17 protein-coding genes are annotated in these 20,924 nt (G+C 63.3%); 8 read left to right on the forward strand and 9 right to left on the reverse strand.

The window, feature by feature from the left end; all coding sequences use genetic code 11:
- Positions 1-97: 97 nt before the first annotated feature.
- The 4 genes from tatA (at position 98) to F6X59_RS23280 (ending at position 3,559) form a co-directional block, all read left to right on the forward strand.
- Complete coding sequence (tatA, locus tag F6X59_RS23265; RefSeq protein ID WP_152958331.1) at positions 98-331, forward strand: twin-arginine translocase TatA/TatE family subunit; 234 nt, start codon at positions 98-100, stop codon at positions 329-331.
- Complete coding sequence (tatB, locus tag F6X59_RS23270) at positions 331-621, forward strand: Sec-independent protein translocase protein TatB (protein ID WP_152958333.1); 291 nt, start codon at positions 331-333, stop codon at positions 619-621. Before tatA ends, tatB begins: the two co-directional genes overlap by 1 nt.
- Positions 618-1,379, forward strand: a complete 762-nt coding sequence (gene tatC / locus F6X59_RS23275) for a twin-arginine translocase subunit TatC (RefSeq protein WP_152958335.1) — start codon at positions 618-620, stop codon at positions 1,377-1,379. Before tatB ends, tatC begins: the two co-directional genes overlap by 4 nt.
- An 83-nt stretch (positions 1,380-1,462) precedes the next feature.
- Positions 1,463-3,559, forward strand: coding sequence for an HET-C-related protein (locus F6X59_RS23280; protein WP_178120127.1), 2,097 nt, complete (start codon positions 1,463-1,465; stop codon positions 3,557-3,559).
- Between the two features lie 13 nt (positions 3,560-3,572).
- On the opposite strand, the gene F6X59_RS23285 is transcribed toward F6X59_RS23280, so the two are convergent.
- Together F6X59_RS23285 and purL are read right to left on the reverse strand one after the other, a co-directional pair.
- A complete protein-coding gene (locus F6X59_RS23285; RefSeq protein WP_346654198.1) occupies positions 3,573-3,884 on the reverse strand; it encodes an NGG1p interacting factor NIF3 in 312 nt (103 codons plus the stop codon).
- Positions 3,885-3,887: 3 nt separating this feature from the next.
- Entirely contained in the window at positions 3,888-7,784 is a 3,897-nt protein-coding gene (gene purL / locus F6X59_RS23290; protein ID WP_152958338.1) for a phosphoribosylformylglycinamidine synthase, read from the reverse strand.
- Between the two features lie 289 nt (positions 7,785-8,073).
- Here purL and mltF point away from each other — a divergent pair, with 289 nt between their 5' ends.
- Entirely contained in the window at positions 8,074-9,531 is a 1,458-nt protein-coding gene (gene mltF, locus F6X59_RS23295; protein WP_152958340.1) for a membrane-bound lytic murein transglycosylase MltF, read from the forward strand.
- Between the two features lie 6 nt (positions 9,532-9,537).
- Here the strand turns inward: mltF and tadA are convergent, their stop codons facing one another.
- The 6 genes from tadA to F6X59_RS23325 form a co-directional block, all read right to left on the reverse strand.
- A complete protein-coding gene (tadA, locus tag F6X59_RS23300; RefSeq protein WP_152958342.1) occupies positions 9,538-10,017 on the reverse strand; it encodes a tRNA adenosine(34) deaminase TadA in 480 nt (159 codons plus the stop codon).
- Positions 10,017-11,399: a multicopper oxidase family protein gene (locus F6X59_RS23305; RefSeq protein WP_152958344.1), complete on the reverse strand. Its 1,383-nt coding sequence runs from the start codon at positions 11,397-11,399 to the stop codon at positions 10,017-10,019. The genes tadA and F6X59_RS23305 overlap by 1 nt, the downstream gene beginning before the upstream one ends.
- Positions 11,400-11,563: 164 nt before the next feature.
- The gene (gene guaA, locus F6X59_RS23310; protein ID WP_110637348.1) at positions 11,564-13,141 is read right to left on the reverse strand and encodes a glutamine-hydrolyzing GMP synthase; all 1,578 of its coding nucleotides are present in this window, start codon (positions 13,139-13,141) and stop codon (positions 11,564-11,566) included.
- A gap of 77 nt (positions 13,142-13,218) precedes the next feature.
- Positions 13,219-14,688, reverse strand: coding sequence for an IMP dehydrogenase (gene guaB, locus F6X59_RS23315; protein WP_152958346.1), 1,470 nt, complete (start codon positions 14,686-14,688; stop codon positions 13,219-13,221).
- Between the two features lie 86 nt (positions 14,689-14,774).
- Entirely contained in the window at positions 14,775-15,332 is a 558-nt protein-coding gene (locus tag F6X59_RS23320; RefSeq protein ID WP_152958348.1) for a sugar ABC transporter ATPase, read from the reverse strand.
- Positions 15,333-15,378: 46 nt separating this feature from the next.
- Positions 15,379-16,134 (reverse strand): sulfite exporter TauE/SafE family protein, encoded by a 756-nt coding sequence (locus tag F6X59_RS23325; protein WP_152958350.1) that lies wholly within the window; start codon positions 16,132-16,134, stop codon positions 15,379-15,381.
- Between the two features lie 441 nt (positions 16,135-16,575).
- On the opposite strand from F6X59_RS23325, the gene xseA reads away from it, so the two are divergent.
- The gene (gene xseA / locus F6X59_RS23330) at positions 16,576-17,955 is read left to right on the forward strand and encodes an exodeoxyribonuclease VII large subunit (protein WP_152958352.1); all 1,380 of its coding nucleotides are present in this window, start codon (positions 16,576-16,578) and stop codon (positions 17,953-17,955) included.
- Positions 17,956-17,958: 3 nt separating this feature from the next.
- Positions 17,959-18,786 carry a M23 family metallopeptidase gene (locus tag F6X59_RS23335; RefSeq protein ID WP_152958354.1) on the forward strand — a complete coding sequence of 276 codons (828 nt, stop codon included), beginning with the start codon at positions 17,959-17,961 and terminating at the stop codon, positions 18,784-18,786.
- A gap of 49 nt (positions 18,787-18,835) precedes the next feature.
- Here the strand turns inward: F6X59_RS23335 and F6X59_RS23340 are convergent, their stop codons facing one another.
- Complete coding sequence (locus F6X59_RS23340) at positions 18,836-18,991, reverse strand: hypothetical protein (protein WP_152958355.1); 156 nt, start codon at positions 18,989-18,991, stop codon at positions 18,836-18,838.
- 115 nt (positions 18,992-19,106) lie between these two features.
- Between F6X59_RS23340 and leuA the strand changes: the two genes are divergently transcribed.
- The gene (gene leuA, locus F6X59_RS23345; RefSeq protein ID WP_152958357.1) at positions 19,107-20,780 is read left to right on the forward strand and encodes a 2-isopropylmalate synthase; all 1,674 of its coding nucleotides are present in this window, start codon (positions 19,107-19,109) and stop codon (positions 20,778-20,780) included.
- Positions 20,781-20,924 lie beyond the last annotated feature (144 nt).

Here is a 20,924-nt window from a genome sequence, read left to right on the forward strand (position 1 = left end):
GTTGCAGTCAGGTTGCAATAGCCTTGCAGTCATGTGGGCGTCATCTGCACGCGGCAGGATTGGCCTTCATTTTCATGACCTTACAGGAGTAGTCAAAATGGGTGGCATCGGAATCTGGCAACTGGTGATCGTACTGCTGATCGTGTTTCTGCTGTTTGGCACCAAACGCCTCAAGGGCCTGGGCAGCGATGTCGGCGAAGCGATCCAGGGCTTTCGCAAATCCATGGGCGGCGATCCTGACGTCAACGCCCCAGGTGCCGCCCACGTGCAACAACAACCAACGGTAACCGCCCAGGCCGCACAGCAGCCGCAAGCGGATCGCCAAGCCTGATGTTCGAGGTAGGCTTCAGCGAGCTGCTGCTGGTAGGTGTCGTCGCCCTGCTGGTGCTGGGCCCGGAGCGCCTGCCGGTTGCGGCACGCACCCTGGGCCGTGGCCTGGGCCAGGCGCGCCGGGCAATGAATGGCTTGCGTGCGCAGATGGAGCGTGAAATCGACATGCCCGACCTGGACAGCGCGCCCCTGCAGCGCCTGGAGCAGGAAATCCGCCAGGGCATCAGCCTCAAGGCGGAACCGGCCAATGGCACCTTGCCCGCCACCGTCGCCCAGGAGAACACCCCATGAGCATTGCCCTGGCCCCGGCCGCACGCATGCCGTTAACCGACCATCTGCGAGACCTGCGCAAGCGCCTGGTACGCTGCCTGCTGCTGCTGGCTGTGGTGTTTGCCGGGCTGTTCCCCTTCGCCCAGCAACTTTACACCTTGATCTCCGAGCCGCTGCGCCGCTTTCTGCCGGAAGGCGCCAGCATGATCGCCACCAGCGTCACTTCGCCGTTCCTCACGCCCTTCAAACTGACGGCGATGTGCGCGCTGTTCGTCGCCATGCCGCTATTGCTGCACCAGGCGTGGGGGTTTCTCGCCCCGGGCTTGTACCGTCGCGAGCGGCGCATCGCCCTGCCGTTGCTGGTGTCGAGCATCGTGCTGTTCTATGCCGGCATGGCCTTCGCGTTCTACCTGGTATTCCCGATGATGTTCGGCTTCTTTGCCAGCGCGACACCGGACGGTGTGGCGATGATGACCGACATCAGCCAGTACCTGGACTTCATCATGGCGCTGTTCCTGGCGTTCGGCCTGGCCTTCGAGATCCCGGTGGCGACCTTCATCGTGGTCTGGGTCGGGCTTGCCGATGTACCAACACTACGGCGCAGCCGGCCCTACGTGATCGTTGGCTGCTTCGTGGTGGGGATGATCCTCACCCCGCCAGATGTGTTCTCGCAGACCATGCTGGCGGTGCCGATGTGGGTGCTCTTCGAACTGGGGCTGCTGGCCTGCAGCCTGGTCCGGAATCAACCGCCTCATGCCCGTGAAGCCGCAGAAGGTTGACGTTCTGTACAGGTAGCACTGCCTCATGCTCCGAAGACAACCAAGTGCACATGATGGTCGTTCATCCAGACCAGGCAGACACCATGAACGACCAGCAGCCAGACGACCTCTCGTTTTCCAGCACATTCGCCCTCGAACAACTCGGCAAACTCGCCTCGAGTATCGACCTTCAGCTTTTTACTCACCTGTTCAGGCCGGTATTCGGCAGCCGTCTGCCACCTGCCCTGTTCATCCACCTGCAGCGGCAACTGCTTGCCAAGACCTTCAACAACCCCAGTTACCAGATCAGCAGCAACATCACCGAACCTTGCACCTACCAGCGAGAATCGCGCCTGATACTCGTGCAACGCGAGAGCATCACACAAGCCATGCAGCATCCTGCGCAGACCGCCAGGCTCATGCTGGCGCTACTGCAATCATTTGCCCTGCACATTCATAACCTGCTGCTTCAGGGTGCTGCGGCAGAAGACGCGTCCGACCTTGCGCCCGCCATGCCCACAGAGGTCTCCAAGGCATTCGTGCAGACCCTGCTTTTCTATAACGAACCCATCGCCGTCGGCAGCGCCTTTGCAACATTCAATGAGGCAGGAACCGAACACAGCCTGATTCTCGGCCCCCCGGAACGCCCCTTGCACCGCCAGAAACGCTTTGCTTCGGGACGAGGTCATGGCCATACATCCTTCGGCCATGAGTCCATCGAAGACGCTTTGGAGATCGTCGGTTTCAATGAAGACCAACGCAAAGCCATCTACTTTGGCAACTGGCTGCGTGATTACTCGCAAATGATTGACCCAGCAATCGTCCATCCCGAGCAAGATGCCGCCATCGATGTCGCAGAGATCCTCCAGGCCATTGCCTCACGGCAGATCCCGCGCGTATCCCGGGTAAAGTTGACAGCCATCGTCGACCTGTTTGCCCTCAAGGAATTCCATAGCCTGCAGCAGACGCCTGAAGATCGTGACCGCTATCGGGTGACGCCGAAGCTGCTGGGGGTGTACCGCGCCCACGAACACATCGACAACCCGACCAAACTCGACAGGCAGGCGATCGACCCACGGAGAATCGACCCCGACTTCGCCGCGCCGGTGTTCCCCGAAGACAAACTCAACGGGGTGCTACCCAAGCGCTCGATGAAGCGTTACATGCGCCGGTCAATTGCCTACATGATCAAACAGCTGGAGGCTGCAAAGAAGGAAGGCATGACGGCCAAGGGCATGCGGCTGTTTGGCGAAGCCCTGCATGTGCTGGAGGACTATTACGCCCACTCCAACTTTGTGGAACTCAGCTTGAAAAGACTGGGATATGACGAGGTGCTGCCCTGGACCACCCGTGTCGAGTCAAGAGCTGTCAGCCGCCATGAGTGGCCCGTCATCACAGGCATGTTCGGCACACTGGATATCGTCGGCAGTGTCAGCGACCCACTGGCCAACCTGCTCTTTGGCAACGACGCTTCGCCCGCACAGCAACCCGGCGATCGCAGCGACTTTGATAACGTGATGCTGATACTGCTGAAAGATGAAGAGCCTTTGCTGGTCAAGGCCTACGAACGGTATCTGACCGCGCGGGATAACCTCAGGAGCAACGAGCTGTACCAGTGGTTGAACAATGTCACAGGTGCCGTTGAATTACCGCTGAAGGCCATCGATTACGCCTGCAACCTGATCAGGAAACCGTTACTGAAATGGGCAGGCGACCATATCGCTACCTTGCAGATTCATCTGGATGGAGACCCGAACAACGACGCCGATGTCATGGCAACCCATTCGCATTTGGCCAAGGACCACGACACACACCCGTTTCATTCCCTGGCAGTGCGCCTGGCTGCACTGGCGGTCAAGGACGTTGGCCAGGCCATGTTCAATCACTGGATGGGCCTGGGTACGGAGCAAGGCGACCCGAGGATCCTGGCCGAACGCTTCATCGTCCACCCCAATGACACCGATTGGTTCATGGAGGCTGTCGCCGATTGGGCGCGCGGGAATCCCGACAAGATCGAACAGGGGAAATCGATCGAGACACTGAGGCAGCTGCAGCGTAAGGAACTGGACGATGCCCTGAAAGACATCCAGGAAGCCCTGGATTCAGCGATCAATCACGTCAAGGAAATAGAGGAACTGACCGACACGAGCTTCTGGAGCATCGTCAACCTGCCAGATGCAGGGCCAGCGCCCTGGCAATGAAAGGTTTGCGAATTCAGTAGTCCAGCAAACGCCAGACCTCATAGGCTGGCGTCTGGTACGGGTGGCTCTGCTTGAGGGCAGCGACGACCTGAGCAATCAGGTCGTCGGCCACCACCAGCTCCACCTTCCACTCCTCGACCACCTCGACCTGGCCCGTTTGCCCGAGGAACGGCTGGCTGCCGTGCAACGGGCGAAACTGGCCCTGGCCGAGGGTTTGCCAGGCGCAGTGGTCGTAGTCGCCGATACGCCCGCCACCGGCGGCGAATACGGCGGCCTTGACCACGTCAACGTGGCTGGCCGGGACGAAGAAGGCGAGCTTGTACACGCCTTAGTTCACCCACACCCGCGCATTGCGGAACATACGCATCAGCGCGGCGTCTTCCTGCCACTCATCCGGGCGCCAGGAGTTCTGCACGGCGCGGAACATACGCTCCGGGTGCGGCATCATGATGGTCACGCGGCCGTCACGGTTGGTCAGGCCGGTGATACCACGCGGCGAGCCGTTCGGGTTGGCCGGGTAGGCTTCGGTGACCTTGCCGTGGTTGTCGACGTAGCGCAGGGCTACGCAACCGGACAGGTCGGCTGCCAGCAGTGCCTCTTCGCTGGCGAACTCGGCATGGCCTTCACCGTGGGCGATGGCGATCGGCATGCGCGAACCGGCCATACCCTGCAGGAAGATCGAGTTGGACTTCTGCACCTCGACCATGGCCACGCGCGCCTCGAACTGCTCCGAGCGGTTGCGCACGAAGTGCGGCCAGTGCTCGGTGCCCGGGATCAGCTCGTGCAGGTTGGACATCATCTGGCAACCGTTGCACACGCCCAGGGCAAAGCTGTCACTACGCTCGAAGAAGGCCTGGAAGGCATCGCGGGCGCGGCTGTTGAACAGCGCCGACTTGGCCCAGCCTTCACCGGCGCCGAGCACGTCACCGTAGGAGAAGCCACCACAGGCGACCAAGCCCTTGAAGGCTTCGAAGTCGACGCGGCCAGCAAGGATGTCACTCATGTGCACGTCGATGGCGGCAAAGCCTGCACGGTCGAAGGCGGCTGCCATCTCGACCTGGCCGTTGACGCCCTGCTCACGCAGGATTGCCACTTGCGGACGCACGCCCTTCTTGATGTACGGCGCGGCGATGTCGTCGTTGACGTCGTAGCCCAGCTTGACCGACAACCCCGGGTTTTCTTCCTCGAGCAGCAGGTCGAACTCCTGGTCGGCGCAGTCGGCGTTGTCGCGCAGGCGCTGGATCTGGTAGCTGGTTTCGGCCCACTGGCGCTGCAGCATGCGACGGTCGTCGTCGAACAGCACTTCGCCATTGAGGCTGATGGAGACTTCGCCGTTGTTGATCGGCTTGCCGATCACGGCGACGCAGTCGTCCAGGCCCGCGACGCTGAACTGTGCCAGTACGTCCGGGGTGGCGTCCTGGCGAACCTGGATGACCGCGCCCAGCTCTTCGTTGAAGAGGATGGCGGCCACGTCGGCCTTGCTGTCGGTCAGCGGGTCGAGCTGCAGGTCGAGGCCGCAGTGGCCGGCGAAGGCCATTTCCAGCACGGTGGTCAACAGGCCGCCGTCGGAACGGTCGTGGTAGGCCAGCAGGTGGCCGTCGGCGTTCAGGCCCTGGATCACGGCGAAGAACGCCTTGAGGTCTTCGGCGTCGTCGACGTCCGGTGCCTGGGCTGCGATCTTGCCGTAGGTCTGGGCCAGGATCGACGCGCCCATGCGGTTCTTGCCGCGGCCCAGGTCGATCAGGATCAGGTCGGTCTCGCCCTTGTCCATGCGCAGTTGCGGGGTCAGGGTCTGGCGAATGTCGGTGACCGGGGCGAAGCCGGTGATGATCAGCGACATCGGCGAAGTGACGCTCTTCTCGACGCCCTCTTCGCTCCACTTGGTCTTCATCGACATCGAGTCTTTGCCGACCGGAATGGTGATGCCCAGTTCCGGGCACAGCTCCATGCCGACAGCCTTGACGGTGTCGTACAGACGCGCGTCTTCACCCGGGTGGCCAGCGGCGGACATCCAGTTGGCCGACAGTTTGATGTCGGACAGTTTCTCGATGCGCGAGGCAGCCAGGTTGGTGATGGTCTCGCCGATCGCCATGCGCCCGGACGCCGGGGCGTCCAGCAGGGCCAGCGGGGTACGCTCGCCCATGGCCATGGCTTCGCCGGTGTAGACGTCGAAGCTGGTGGCGGTGACGGCGCAGTCGGCTACCGGGACCTGCCACGGGCCGACCATCTGGTCGCGGGCAACCAGGCCGGTGATGGTACGGTCGCCGATGGTGATCAAGAAGCTCTTGCTGGCCACGGCCGGGTGGTTCAGCACGCGCTGGACGGCGTTGTCCAGGTCCAGCTCGCTCGGGTCGAAATCATCGCCCAGCTCGGCTTCACGGGTGACCGAACGGTGCATGCGCGGCGGCTTGCCCAGCAGCACGTCGAGCGGCATGTCCACCGGGGTGTTGCCGAAGTGGCTGTCGCTGACGGTCAGGTGCGGCTCTTCAGTCGCTTCACCGACCACGGCAAACGGGCAACGCTCACGCTCGCAGATGGCCTGGAAGCGCTCGAAATCGACGGCGCTGACGGCCAGCACGTAACGCTCTTGCGATTCGTTGCTCCAGATTTCGTGCGGGGCCATGCCCGGCTCGTCGTTGGGCACGTTGCGCAGTTCGAAGCGGCCACCACGGCCACCGTCGTTGACCAGCTCCGGGAAGGCGTTGGAAATACCACCGGCACCCACATCGTGGATGAAGGCGATCGGGTTCTTGTCGCCCAGCTGCCAGCAGCGGTCGATGACCTCCTGGCAACGGCGCTCCATTTCAGGGTTTTCGCGCTGTACCGAGGCAAAGTCCAGGTCAGCCGAGCTGGCACCGGTGGCCACCGACGAGGCGGCGCCGCCGCCCAGGCCGATCAGCATGGCCGGGCCACCGAGCACGATCAGCTTGGCGCCGACGGTGATCTCGCCCTTCTGCACGTGGTCTTCACGGATGTTGCCCATGCCGCCGGCGAGCATGATCGGCTTGTGGTAGCCGCGCACTTCTTCACCGTGCGGGGTGTCGATGGCTTGCTCGAAGGTACGGAAGTAGCCGGTCAGGGCCGGGCGACCGAACTCGTTGTTGAACGCGGCGCCGCCCAGCGGGCCTTCGATCATGATGTCGAGGGCGTCGACGATACGCTCAGGCTTGCCGTAGGCCTGCTCCCATGGCTGCTCGAAGCCCGGGATGCGCAGGTTGGATACGGTGAAGCCGGTCAGGCCGGCTTTTGGCTTGGCGCCACGGCCGGTCGCACCTTCGTCGCGGATTTCGCCGCCGGAGCCGGTGGAGGCGCCGGAGAACGGGGCGATGGCGGTCGGGTGGTTGTGCGTCTCGACCTTCATCAGGATATGCACCGGCTCCTGCACCGCGCCGTACTGGCGGGTTTCAGGGTTCGGGAAGAAGCGGCCGGCAACACTGCCGACGATCACCGAGGCGTTGTCCTTGTAAGCCGACAGCACGCCTTCGTTGTGCATCTGGTAGGTGTTCTTGATCATGCCGAACAGGCTCTTTTCCTGAGCCTGGCCGTCGATGTCCCAACTGGCGTTGAAGATCTTGTGGCGGCAGTGCTCGGAGTTGGCCTGGGCGAACATCATCAGTTCGATGTCGTTCGGGTTGCGCTTGAGGCCCTGGAAGGCGTTGACCAGGTAGTCGATCTCGTCTTCGGCCAGAGCCAGGCCCAGGTCGATGTTGGCCTGGGCCAGGGCGGCGCGGCCACCTTTGAGGATGTCGACCGAGGTCATCGGCTTGGGCTGGGCGTGGCTGAACAGGTCGGCTGCCTGCTCCAGCTTGGCCAGCACGCGCTGGGTCATGCGGTCGTGCAGTTCGGCGGCGATCAGCTCGGCGTCGGCGTCGCTCAGGTTGCCGGCCACGTAGTAGGCGATGCCGCGCTCCAGGCGCTGGATCGACTGCAGGCCGCAGTTGTGAGCGATGTCGCTGGCCTTGCTGGCCCATGGCGAGATGGTGCCCAGGCGCGGCACGACCAGGAACAGGCGGCCGGTCGGCTCCTGTACCGGCACGCTCGGGCCGTATTTGAGCAGACGGCCCAGCACCTGCTGCTGGTCGGCGGTCAGCTCGCCGTCAACGTCGGCGAAGTGGGCAAATTCGGCATACAAACCAGTAACAGCGGGGACTTTCTGGCTCAGTTGCTCGAGTAATTTACCGTGGCGAAAGGCAGAAAGGGCAGGAGCGCCGCGCAGGATCAACATCGTCGGGACAGCCTCAGGAAGGGGTGTGCTTAGAGGCCGTGCATTCTAGCCTAATTCGATGGCTTTCGGCACCCGCTCTACGCCATGGCTGCCGGGCGGCGGAACCGGACTTCGGGGTCAAAAAAAAGCAGCAAGCCGTAAACTGCAAGCCACAAGAAAAAGCATGCCTTGTTCGGGCTGCTTTTTCTTGTGGCTTGCAGCTTATGGCTTGCAGCATAGAAACCGCTACCAGACAAGCTATCTGTTGTCGAGATATGGCTGTGCCGGTCCTTTGCGTATACTGCAACCTATGTTCGCCCACACTGCTTTGCGCCAACGTTGCGCCAGATGGCTAATCGCAACCGGACTCTTTCTACTGCTCGGTGCCTGCGTTGAAAAACCCAGCACCCTCGAGCGCGTGAAGGAGGACGGCGTGCTGCGCGTAATCACCCGCAACAGCCCGGCCACCTACTTCCAGGACCGCAACGGCGAAACCGGCTTCGAGTACGAGCTGGTCCAGCATTTCGCCGACGATCTCGGCGTCAAGCTGCAGATCGAGACCGCCGACAACCTCGACGAACTGTACGATTCGCTCGGCAAACCTTCCGGCCCGGTGCTGGCGGCGGCCGGCCTGGTCAGTAGCGACCGGCGCAAGGCCCAGGTCAGGTACTCGCACCCTTACCTGGAGGTGACCCCGCAGGTCATCTACCGCAATGGCCGCCCGCGCCCCACCGATGCCAAGGGCCTGGTCGGCAAGAAGATCATGGTGCTCAAGGGCAGCAGCCACGCCGACCAGCTGGCCGAACTGAAAAAGCAGTATCCGGGCCTGGAATACGAAGAATCCGACGCCGTCGAAGTGGTCGACCTGTTGCGCATGGTCGACGAAGGGCAGATCGACCTGACCTTGGTCGACTCCAATGAACTGGCGATGAACCAGGTGTACTTCCCCAACGTGCGGGTCGCCTTCGACCTGGGCGACACCCGCGACCAGCGCTGGGCGGTGGCGGCCGGTGACGACAACAGCCTGCTCAACGAGATCAACGCATTCCTCGACAAGGCACAGAAGAACGGCACCCTGCAGCGCCTGAAGGACCGCTACTACGGCCATGTCGACGTCCTCGGCTACGTCGGCGCCTACACTTTCGCCCAGCACCTGCAGCAGCGCCTGCCCAAGTACGAGAAGCACTTCAAGAGCTACGCCAAGGTCGAACAGGTCGATTGGCGCCTGCTGGCCGCGATCGGCTACCAGGAATCGATGTGGCAGCCCGAAGTCACCTCCAAGACCGGCGTACGCGGCCTGATGATGCTGACCCAGCGCACGGCCCAGGCCATGGGCGTGTCCAACCGCCTGGACCCCAAGCAGAGCATCCAGGGCGGTGCCAAATACTTCATGAAGATCAAGGAAGAGCTCGACGACAGTATCCAGGAACCAGACCGCACCTGGTTCGCCCTGGCCGCCTACAACGTCGGCACCGGCCACCTGGAAGACGCCCGCACCCTGGCCAAGCGTGAAAAGCTCAACCCGAACAAGTGGCTGGACGTGAAGAAGATGCTGCCGCGCCTGGCGCAGAAGCAATGGTACCGGCAGACCAAGTATGGCTATGCCCGGGGTGGCGAGCCGGTGCACTTCGTGGCCAACATCCGCCGTTACTACGACATCCTCACCTGGGTGACCCAGCCGCAGCTTGAAGGCCAGGTGGCCGAAGGCAACCTGCATGTACCTGGGGTGAACAAGGACAAGCCGGCGGATCAGTCGCCGCCGATGTAAGCCTGTTCAGCCCTTGGCCCGGCGGGCCTTGAAGAAGTCACTCAGGATCTGCCCGCACTCCTCCGCCAGCACCCCGCCCTCCACCATCACCCGATGGTTGAGAAAACCCTGCCCGAAGAACTGCCCCTGGCTCTGCACAATGCCCGCCTTGGGCTCCAGTGCGCCATACACCACCCGCATCACCCGCGAATGCACGATCAGCCCCGCACACATGCTGCACGGCTCCAGGGTCACATACAGCGTGCTGCCCGGCAGACGGTAGTTGCTGGCGGCCTTGGCGGCCGCGCGAATGGCGACCATTTCGGCATGGGCGCTGGGGTCGCTGTCGATGATCGGCCGGTTGAAGCCCTGGCCGATCACCTGGCCATGCTGCACCAGCACCGCACCCACCGGCACCTCGCCCATGGCCGCACCCTCGGCAGCCAAGGCCAGGGCCAGGCGCATGAATTCCTGATCGCGGCTGCGATCGATGATCTGCGGACGCATCAGACCACCGCGATCGCGGCCATCAGGCCGGTTTCCATGTGGTCGATGACATGGCAGTGGAACATCCAGGTGCCTGGGTTATCCGCCACCAGTGCCACCTGGGCACGCTCGTTCTTGCCCAGCAGGTAGGTGTCGGTGAAGTAAGGCTCGGGGATTTGCCGGCGATTGGAGCCGATTACCTTGAAACTCATGCCGTGCAGGTGCACCGGGTGCTGGTACTGGGTCATGTTCTTCAGCTCGAAGATGTAGCTTTTGCCCTTTTTCAGCGTGGCGATCGGCCGGTCGGCGCAGGTCTTGTCGGTGATATCCCAGGCCTGGCCGTTGATCTGCCACATGCTCGACGGCTTGTCCGGGTTGCTGTCGACCGAGACGCTCGCCGCCCATTCGAAATTGAAGTTGAGCTTCTCGGCATTCTCCAGGTCCGGCTCGGCGATCGGGTTCGCCGGCAGGGCCTTGGGCCACTCGCCCGGGGCGTCGTTGCTGGCTACTGACCGCAAGGTGCCCAGGCGCACGAAGCCGTCACGCAGGGAGACTTCCTCGCCCGCCTCTGGGATGCGGATGGCCAGGCAGATGCGCATGCCCGGGCCGAGCCAGTATTCGTCATCCAAAGGTCGCGGGGTGACCGGGTTGCCGTCGAGGGCGTAGATTTTCGCCTCGCAATTGCCCTTGAGGTTGAGGCGGTAGGTCCAGGTGTTGTCCAGGTTCAGCAGGCGCACGCGCACCACCTGCCCGGCCGGCAGCTCAGTGACCGAGTCGGCCTGGCCATTGATGGTGATCAGCCGCCCGGCAGTGCCGTTACGCGCGGCCTCGCGAGGGATGCTGAAAGGCAGCCAGGCGCCCTGCTCGTCAACGTGCCAGTTCTTCAGGCTCAGGGTGCGCTCGTGCTTGAACCCGGTCGGCTCGCGCTCCTCGACAATCAGCGGGCCGACCAGACCACGGCCAAGCTCTTCGGAGCTGCTGACATGGGGGTGGTACCAGTAGCTGCCAGCATCCGGCACACGGAACTTGTAGTCGAAGTATTCGCCCGGCTTGACCGGCAACTGCGAAACGTAGGGCACACCGTCCATTTCCAGCGGCAGGCGGATGCCATGCCAGTGGATGGTGGTTTCCACCGGCAGGTGGTTGATGAAGCGTACCCGCAGCCAGGTGCCCTGGCGTACCCGCAACTCGGTGCCCGGCGCCGACGGGCCGAAGGCCCAGGCCTCGGTCTTGAAACCCGGCACCAGTTCGACGTCCAGCGGTGCGGCGATCAGCTCGTAGTCATGCCCGGCGTTGTCGTCCTCGACCTTGCCCAGCCAGTAACGCCCCGCGCCACCGGCGCCCAGGCCAACCACAACCAGGCCGGTGAGGCCTTTGAGCATTTGTCGACGGGTGAAGGACATCGGTGCGGGTACCTCGTGATCGGCGCAATCAAGCTGCCAGCATGGCTGGCGGTGAAGGGCGAATACGATACACCTGCAAATGGGAAATATTAAGTGAAGTCTTGTTTCGCCTGCGCTGGCGACAGATACAACAAGGGCGCCTTGCGGCGCCCCTGTGGCTCAACTCATTCCCACTCGATAGTGGCCGGCGGCTTGCTCGACACGTCGTAAGTAACGCGGGAGATACCGTCGATTTCGTTGATGATACGGCCGCTGACGGTTTCCAGCAGCTCGTACGGCAGGTGTGCCCAGCGCGCGGTCATGAAGTCAACGGTCTCGACGGCACGCAGGGCCACGACCCAGGCGTAGCGACGGCCGTCGCCAACGACGCCGACCGACTTGACCGGCTGGAACACCACGAATGCCTGGCTGGTCTTGTGGTACCAGTCGGCCTTGCGCAGTTCTTCGATGAAGATGTGGTCGGCGCGACGCAGGATGTCGGCGTATTCCTTCTTCACTTCACCGAGGATACGTACACCCAGGCCCGGGCCCGGGAACGGGTGGCGGTAGACCATGTCGTACGGCAGGCCCAGCTCCAGGCCGATCTTGCGCACTTCGTCCTTGAACAGTTCACGCAGCGGCTCGACCAGCTTGAGGTTCATTTCCTCCGGCAGGCCACCGACGTTGTGGTGCGACTTGATCACGTGGGCCTTGCCGCTCTTGGCGCCAGCCGACTCGATCACGTCCGGGTAGATGGTGCCCTGGGCGAGGAACTGGATGTTGTCCAGCTTGCTGGCTTCGGCATCGAACACGTCGATGAAGGTGCGGCCGATGATCTTGCGCTTCTTCTCCGGGTCGGCTTCGCCTTCCAGGTTGTCGAGGAACTGCTTTTCAGCGTCGGCGCGAATCACCTTGACGCCCATGTTCTCCTTGAACATGGCCATCACCTGGTCGCCTTCATGCAGACGCAGCAGGCCGTTGTCGACGAATACGCAGGTCAGCTGGTCGCCGATGGCACGGTGCAGCAGCGCGGCAACCACCGAGCTGTCAACGCCGCCGGACAGGCCCAGCAGGACGTTGGCCGAACCCACTTGCTCACGCACCTGGGCGATGGCGTCTTCAACGATGTTGGACGGGGTCCACAGGGCTTCACAGCCGCAGATGTCCTGCACGAAGCGGGACAGGATGCGACCGCCCTGCTTGGTGTGGGTCACTTCCGGGTGGAACTGCACGCCGTAGTAGCCACGGCTATCGTCGAACATGCCGGCGATCGGGCAGCTCGGGGTGCTGGCCAGCACGTGGAAGTTGCCCGGCATCTGGGTGACCTTGTCGCCGTGGCTCATCCACACGTCCAGGCCCAGCACGCCGTCATCGTCGACGTGGTCTTCGATGCCGTCGAGCAGGCGGCTCTTGCCGACCACGTCGACGCGGGCATAACCGAACTCGCGCAGGTCGGAACCTTCGACCTTGCCGCCCATCTGCTCGGCCATGGTCTGCATGCCGTAGCAGATGCCCAGCACCGGCACGTTCAGGTCGAACACCGCCTGCGGGGCGCGTGGGCTGTTGGCTTCGTGGACCGACTCGGGGCCGCCGGCGAGGATGATGCCGCGCGGGTTGAATTCGCGGATCGCTTCATCGTCCATGTCGAACGGGTGCAGCTCGCAGTACACGCCGATTTCGCGCACGCGGCGGGCGATCAGCTGGGTGTACTGGGAACCGAAATCGAGGATGAGGATACGGTGAGCGTGAATGTCGAGGGCCATGACTCAATCTCGTCAGTGGAAATCGGAAACGACGCGGGGCTGTTCGTGACAGCCCCGTTCGGTTATTGCTTGAAGCCTCAGCCTACGCGGTAGTTAGGGGCTTCTTTGGTGATCTGTACGTCATGCACGTGGGACTCGGCCATGCCGGCACCGGTGATGCGCACGAATTCCGGCTTGGTGCGCATCTCTTCGATGGTTGCGCTGCCGGTGTAGCCCATGGACGAACGCAGGCCGCCCATCAGCTGGTGGATGATCGCGGCCAGGGCGCCCTTGTAAGGAACACGGCCTTCGATGCCTTCCGGTACCAGCTTCTCGGCACCGGCCGAGGAGTCCTGGAAGTAACGGTCGGACGAGCCTTGCGCCTGTGCCATGGCACCCAGCGAGCCCATGCCGCGGTAGGCCTTGTAGGAACGGCCCTGGAACAGCTCGACTTCGCCCGGTGCTTCTTCGGTACCGGCGAACATCGAACCCATCATCACGCAGGAAGCGCCGGCAACGATGGCCTTGGACAGGTCACCCGAGAAACGGATGCCGCCGTCGGCGATCAGTGGCACGCCAGTGCCTTCCAGTGCAGCGGCGACGTTGGCGATGGCGCTGATCTGCGGCACGCCGACACCGGCAACGATACGGGTGGTGCAGATCGAGCCTGGGCCGATACCGACCTTGACGGCGTCGGCGCCGGCTTCAGCCAGGGCCTTGGCCGCGGCGCCGGTGGCGATGTTGCCGCCGATCACCTGCACTTGCGGGTAGGTTTCCTTCACCCAGCGAACGCGGTCGATAACGCCTTTGGAGTGGCCGTGGGCGGTGTCGACAACCACCACGTCAACGCCGGCAGCTACCAGGGCGGCAACGCGCTCGCCGGTGTCCTTGCCGGTGCCGACCGCAGCGCCGACGCGCAGGCGACCCTGGTCGTCCTTGCTGGCCAGCGGGTAGGCCTTGGCCTTTTCGATGTCCTTGACGGTCATCATGCCCTTGAGGTTGAACTTGTCGTCAACGATCAGGACTTTTTCCAGGCGGTGCTTGTGCAGCAGCTCGCGGACTTCGTTCTTGTTGGCGCCTTCGCGGACAGTGACCAGACGCTCTTTCGGCGTCATCACGTCGCGGACCTTGGCGTCCAGACGGTTTTCGAAGCGTACGTCACGGGAGGTGACGATGCCGACCAGGTCGCCGTTCGCCAGCACCGGCACGCCGGAGATGTTGTTCAGGCGGGTCAGGTCGAACAGGTCGCGCACGGTGGCGTCGGCGTCGATGGTGATCGGGTCCTTGACCACGCCAGCCTCGAACTTCTTGACCTTGCGCACTTCGCCGGCCTGCTGTTCGATGGTCATGTTCTTGTGGATGATGCCGATGCCGCCTTCCTGGGCCATGGCGATGGCCAGGCGCGCTTCGGTGACGGTATCCATGGCAGCGGAAACCAGCGGAATGTTCAGCTCGATGCCACGAGTCAAACGGGTCTTGAGACTGACTTCATTGGGCAGTACCTCGGAGTAGCCAGGTACAAGGAGGATATCGTCGAAGGTCAGGGCTTCTTGGCTGATACGCAGCATCGCGGGGGCTCCCGGGCGGGAAAAATGGAAGCGCGCCATTATACTCATCCACGGCGCGCCGCTCAATGCAAAATAAGGGCCTTCGGTCAGCGTGATGGCAGTTTTACCTGCACCACCGCCACCGGCTGGTCGAGCCAGTCGGCGAAGCTGTCGAGAAAGGCCTGGGTGAACCCGGCCTCGCCCCAGTTGTTGAAGATGAACCCAAGGTTGGAAAAGGCACATGGCTGCAGGTAAATGAAGCCATTGATGTCGTCTTCATGGCCGCACAGCGGGCAGGTGAAGTTGTCGCTCACTGCCGGCATCCACTCTTCCAGGCTCTCGAACAGCGGCTCGCCGACCTCGCGCCGGCACTCCGGGCAACCGGCTTCTTCAAGAAAACCCTCGGTCGGGGTATAGATGCAGCGCTTGAGCATCACTTCAAGGCCATTGACCTGTTCGCCGAACGGCAGCTTTTCAGGGTGCAGGGCGACCTTGCGCGCGCCTTCGGCCAAGGCATGGCCCATGCGGTTGCCAGTGCGCCCGCAGGTGGTCAGGTGTTCTTCAACGATCTTCTCGCGCACCAGCCAGCGCAGGATGGCCCGCGAACGGGCTTCATGCGAGGGCACGGTGGACAGCTTGGGGACGATGATGCTTTGGGTGTTCATGAACGAAGCGGGCCTGCGGACTGCGGTAATCCTGCAATTCTACAGCTCAGCCGCTCAGGTAGCGACCGATCAGCGCCAGGCCGCTGGCCAGCACCAGCCAGGTGACCAGGCGCACGAAGGCTTCGCGGGACAGCTTCAGGGTCAGCCGGCGGCCCGCCCAGAGGCCGATGAACATCACCGGCAGCAGGCAGGCGGCGAGCAGCAGCAGGCTGGTGTCGGCGTACACGCCGGCAATCAGGAACAGTGACAGGCGCACGAGGGTGCTGCAGCTGATCAGGGCGCTCTGGGTCGCGCGCACCTGCTCTTTTATCTCCAGCCGGGCGCTCAGGTAGATCGCATAAAGGAAACCGCCACTGCCGAACAACGCGCCGAACAGCCCGCCAACCGTGCCCATGGGGACCGCCCAGAGGCCCGACAACTTGGCCGGACGCACCTTCACCGCCAGGCCGTAGACCGCATAAGCGGTGACGAACAGGCCCATCAGCAACAGCAGCAGGTCGGACTTCAGGTGTAGCAGGAACGCTACGCCCAGGGTGCAGCCCACGGCCATGCAGGGCAACAGGCGCAGCAACTCGCCGCGCACTACGTCGCGGCGTGACGGCAGCAGGTTGCCGAAGGCAGCGACGAAGTCCAGCAGCACCAGCAGCGGGATGATCCGCGACAGGGGCATGAAATGGATCAGTACCGGGCCGGCTACCAGTGCGGTGCCGAAGCCGGCGATGCCGAAAACGATGTAGGCGGCGGCTATGGCCAGCAGAATGGGGAGCCAGTCATAGGGTGTCAGAGAAAGCTGAGTGAGCATCTTGCCCGAGTCCTTGGGAGTCTTGGTGGTGTTCGTTGCGAGATTGTGGTGCAGCGAATAGGCGCATGCCTTGGAAGTTATAGCGCCTGTGAGATCGAGCGCCGCCCGCGCGGCGCATCGCGGATAAATCCGCTCCCACATCTGTTACGGGCCAGTTACTCCTGTGAAGCCAACAGGGACCGCCTTGTTAGCATGACGATACATCTCGGTGGAAGCCAGCAGGGCTCGGCGATACCTCTCGGTGGACGCCAATGATGCTCCACCTGTCTGCTGTCATGCACCAAGGCGGATCCTGTTGGCGGCACAGGAGAGATTGGCCCGAAATGGATGTGTGCGGGTTTACCCGCGATGCGCCGCGCGGGCGGCGCTCGATCTCACAGGCGCTGAAGATATTGCGACAGGCACTTGGCGCCCCCTACCCCGCCCCTTATCATGCCCACCATGATCAAAGACCCCTTCGAACGACTCGGCCTGGACCGCGAGGTCCTCACCGTCAGCCAGCTCAACGGCCGCGCCCGGGTGCTGCTGGAAGACGTGTTCCGCAGCGTCTGGGTGGAAGGCGAGATTTCCAACCTCGCCCGCCCGGCCTCCGGCCACATGTACTTCACCCTCAAGGACAGCGGCGCCCAGGTGCGTTGCGCACTGTTCCGGCAGAACGCCACCCGCGTGCGCCAGGCACTGCGCGACGGCCTGGCGGTGCGGGTGCGTGGCAAGGTTTCGCTGTTCGAGGGGCGTGGCGACTACCAACTGATTCTCGACACCGTCGAGCCGGCCGGCGATGGCGCCCTGCGCCTGGCCTTCGAGGCACTGAAGGAGAAGCTCGGCGCTGAAGGGCTATTCAGTGCCGAGCGCAAGAAGCCGCTGCCGGCCCATCCGCAACGCATCGGCATCATCACCTCGCCCACTGGCGCGGTGATCCGCGACATCATCAGCGTGTTCGGCCGCCGTGCGCCGCAGGTCGAGCTGAACCTGATTCCCACCGCCGTGCAGGGCCGCGAGGCGATCAACCAGATCGTCCGCGCCCTGCAGCAGGCTGACCGGCAGGGCTTCGACGCGCTGATCCTGGCCCGTGGTGGCGGCTCGCTGGAAGACCTCTGGTGCTTCAACGAAGAAGCCGTGGCACGTGCCGTGGCCGCTTGCGTCACGCCCATCGTCAGTGCCGTCGGCCACGAGACCGATGTGTCGATCAGCGACTTTGTCGCCGACGTGCGTGCACCTACGCCTTCGGCCGCCGCCGAGCTGCTGGCGCCCGACAACAGCGGCCTGCAGCAGCGCCTCGACGGCCTGCAGCGGCGCCTGCTACTGCGCATGCAGAACCGCCTGACCCACGACCGCCTGCGCCTGGAGTCGCTGACCCGCCGGCTGCGCCATCCCGGCGAACGCCTGCGCCAGCAAGCGCAACGCCTGGATGACCTGGACATGCGCCTGCGCCGCGCCTTCACGCTCAACCTCAACCAGCGCCGCGAGCGCCTCGCGCGCCTCGATACGCGCCTGGCCGCGCAGCACCCGGGGCGCACCCTCAAATTGCTGGAGCAGCGCCTGGACAGCCTCGCCGTACGCCTGCCACGGGCCATGCGCGAGGTACTCAAAGACCGCCGCCAGCGCTTCCAGGCACAATTGCAGACGCTGCAGGTGGTCAGCCCGCTGGCGACCCTGGCGCGCGGCTACAGCATCCTTCTCGACGAGCACGGGCAGGCCATCCGCAGCGCCGAGCAGACCCGCAATGGCCAGCGCCTGACCGCCCGCCTGAATGAAGGCGAGCTGCAGGTCCGCGTCGAAGACAATCACCTGACCCCGGTCACCCTCTCGCTTCTGGACTGACATATGCCCCGCCTGTTCGCGCCCCTGCTCGCCCTCTCCCTCATGCTGCTGGCCGCAGGCGCCCAGGCCAGCTACATCACCCGCACCCTGAACAAGCCCGTGCCGGGTGGCGTGGCGGTGGTCGACCTCGGCCCGGCTGCCACGGCGCCGAGCGCGCGCTTCGACGGCAAGCCGGTGCTGGTGGTCAAGGAGCAGGACAGCTGGCTCGCCATCGTCGGCATCCCGCTGACCCAGAAGCCCGGCACCGCCATGCTGACCCAGGGCGGGCGCAGCCTGCCCTTCAGTGTCGGCAGCAAGAAGTACCCTGAGCAGCACATCACCCTGAAGAACACCCGCCAGGTCAACCCGAACCCGGACGACCTCAAGCGCATCGACCGTGAACTGGCCGAGCAGATCAAGGCGTACCGCAGTTTCAGCCCGGTGCTGCCGAGCAACCTGGTCCTCGACAAACCCGTCAGCGGGCCGCTGTCGAGCAAGTTCGGCGTGCGCCGCTTCTTCAATGGCGAAGAGCGCAACCCGCATGCCGGGCTGGACTTTGCGGTGCCGGCCGGAACGCCGATCAAGACACCGGCCAACGGCAAGGTAATCCTGGTGGGTGACTACTTCTTCAATGGCCGCACGGTGTTCGTCGACCATGGCCAAGGGTTCATCAGCATGTTCTGCCACATGTCGAAGATCGATGTGCAGGTTGGCCAGCAGCTGCGCCGCGGCGAGGTGGTCGGGCGCGTGGGCTCGACCGGGCGGGCCACCGGGCCGCACATGCACTGGAACGTCAGCCTGAACGATGCGCGGGTGGATCCGGCGATCTTCATTGGTGCATTCCAGCCCTGAGGTCGGTGGTGTCCATAGGTTGCGCAGTCGAAATATACTGCGCAACATTTCAAAGGCCCGCAAAAAATATCAGCGATAAAATCTCGCAATTTTGCTTTTTTTGAGCATTCCTATCAATTTTTTTCCAGTGCTTGCCATCCCCCACCCCACTGGTTAAGTTGAGGGCATGAAAACCTTCAGCACCCTCATCCTGCTCCGACAACATCGCAGCCTTTGCCTGGTCAGCGCCCGACTACCAGGTTGATTCGCGTCGCCTCGCCTCTTCATCTCGTTATCGCTCGGCAGGCCCGATCTCGGCCGCACACAAAAGGATTGCTTCCATGACCATGCTCAAAGACCCATCGAAGAAATACCGCGCTTTCCCGACCATCGACCTGCCTGACCGTACCTGGCCGTCGAAGACCATCACCGAAGCGCCGATCTGGTGCAGCTCCGACCTGCGTGATGGCAACCAGTCGCTGATCGAGCCGATGGACTCGGAGAAGAAGCTGCGCTTCTGGAAGACCTTGGTGCAGGTGGGTGTGAAGGAAATCGAAGCCTCGTTCCCGTCGGCCTCGCAGACCGACTTCGACTTCGTGCGCACCCTGATCGAAGACGGCCACATCCCGGACGACACCACCATCCAGGTGCTGACCCAGGCCCGTGAAGACCTGATCGCCCGCACCTTCGAGTCGCTGCGCGGGGCGAAGAAGGCCATCGTCCACCTGTACAACGCCACCAGCCCGTCGTTCCGCCGCATCGTCTTCAACCAGGACAAGCAAGGCGTGAAGGACATCGCGGTGAACGCGGCCAAGCTGTTCGTCAAATATGCCGCCCAGCAGCCGGAAACCCAGTGGACCTTCCAGTACTCGCCAGAAACCTTCAGCGCCACCGAAATGGAGTTCGCCAAGGAAGTCTGTGACGCGGTCATCGAAGTGTGGAACCCGACCCCCGAGCACAAGATCATCCTCAACCTGCCGGCTACTGTGGAAGTGTCCACGCCGAACATCTACGCCGACCAGATCGAGTGGTTCTGCCGCAACGTCAGCCGTCGCGACAGCGTGATCATCAGCCTGCACTGCCACAACGACCGTGGCACTGGCATCGCCGCTACCGAGCTGGGCCTGATGGCCGGCGCCGACCGCGCCGAAGGCTGCCTGTTCGGCAACGGCGAGCGTACCGGTAACGTCGACCTGGTGACCCTGGCACTGAACCTCTACACCCAGGGCATCGACCCGCTGCTGGACTTCTCCGACATCGACGGCGTGCGCAAGGTGGTCGAAGAGTGCAACCAGCTGCCGGTGCACCCACGCCACCCGTACGTCGGCGACCTGGTTCACACCGCGTTCTCCGGTTCGCACCAGGACGCCATCCGCAAGGGCTTCGCCAAGCAGCAGGAAGGCGAACTGTGGGAAGTGCCGTACCTGCCGATCGACCCGGCCGACATCGGCCGCAGCTACGAGGCGGTGATCCGCGTCAACAGCCAGTCGGGCAAAGGCGGCATCACCTACCTGCTCGAGCAGGAATACGGCATCAGCCTGCCGCGCCGCATGCAGATCGAGTTCAGCCAGGTGGTGCAGGGTGAAACCGACCGCCTGGGCCTGGAAATGACCGCCCAGCAGATCTACAGCCTGCTGCACAAGGAATACCTCCAGGCCAACGCCCCGTATGCGCTGGTCAGCCACCGCCTGCAGGAAGAAAACGGCAACAGTGCCGTGGAAGTGGAAGTTGCCGGCGAAGGCGAAACCACCCTGCACTGGCGCGGCAAGGGCAACGGCGCCCTGGAAGCCTTGGTCGCCGGCCTGCCGGTATCGGTGGAGATCATGGACTACAACGAGCACGCCATCGGTGCCGGTACCAATGCCAAGGCAGCAGCCTACATCGAGTTGCGCGTGGCTGGCGGTCGTCCAGTGCACGGCGTAGGTATCGATGAGAACATCACCACGGCCAGCTTCAAGGCCCTGTTCAGCGCACTGAACCGCTCGCTGAGCCAACAGGAAGCCAAAGCGGCCTGAGCGTTACCGTAATAGACGAAAGCCCGCATCTTTTGATGCGGGCTTTTTTGTTGGCCTGTCCACCCCCCGTGTCAGCCTACCTGTCGCCTCTATTGATTGACTCAATCATCCAAGGGGGCGAAGGTGCAAGGTAATGAAAAAGCG

This window comes from Pseudomonas sp. MN1F (assembly GCF_009391885.1).
GTDB lineage: Bacteria > Pseudomonadota > Gammaproteobacteria > Pseudomonadales > Pseudomonadaceae > Aquipseudomonas.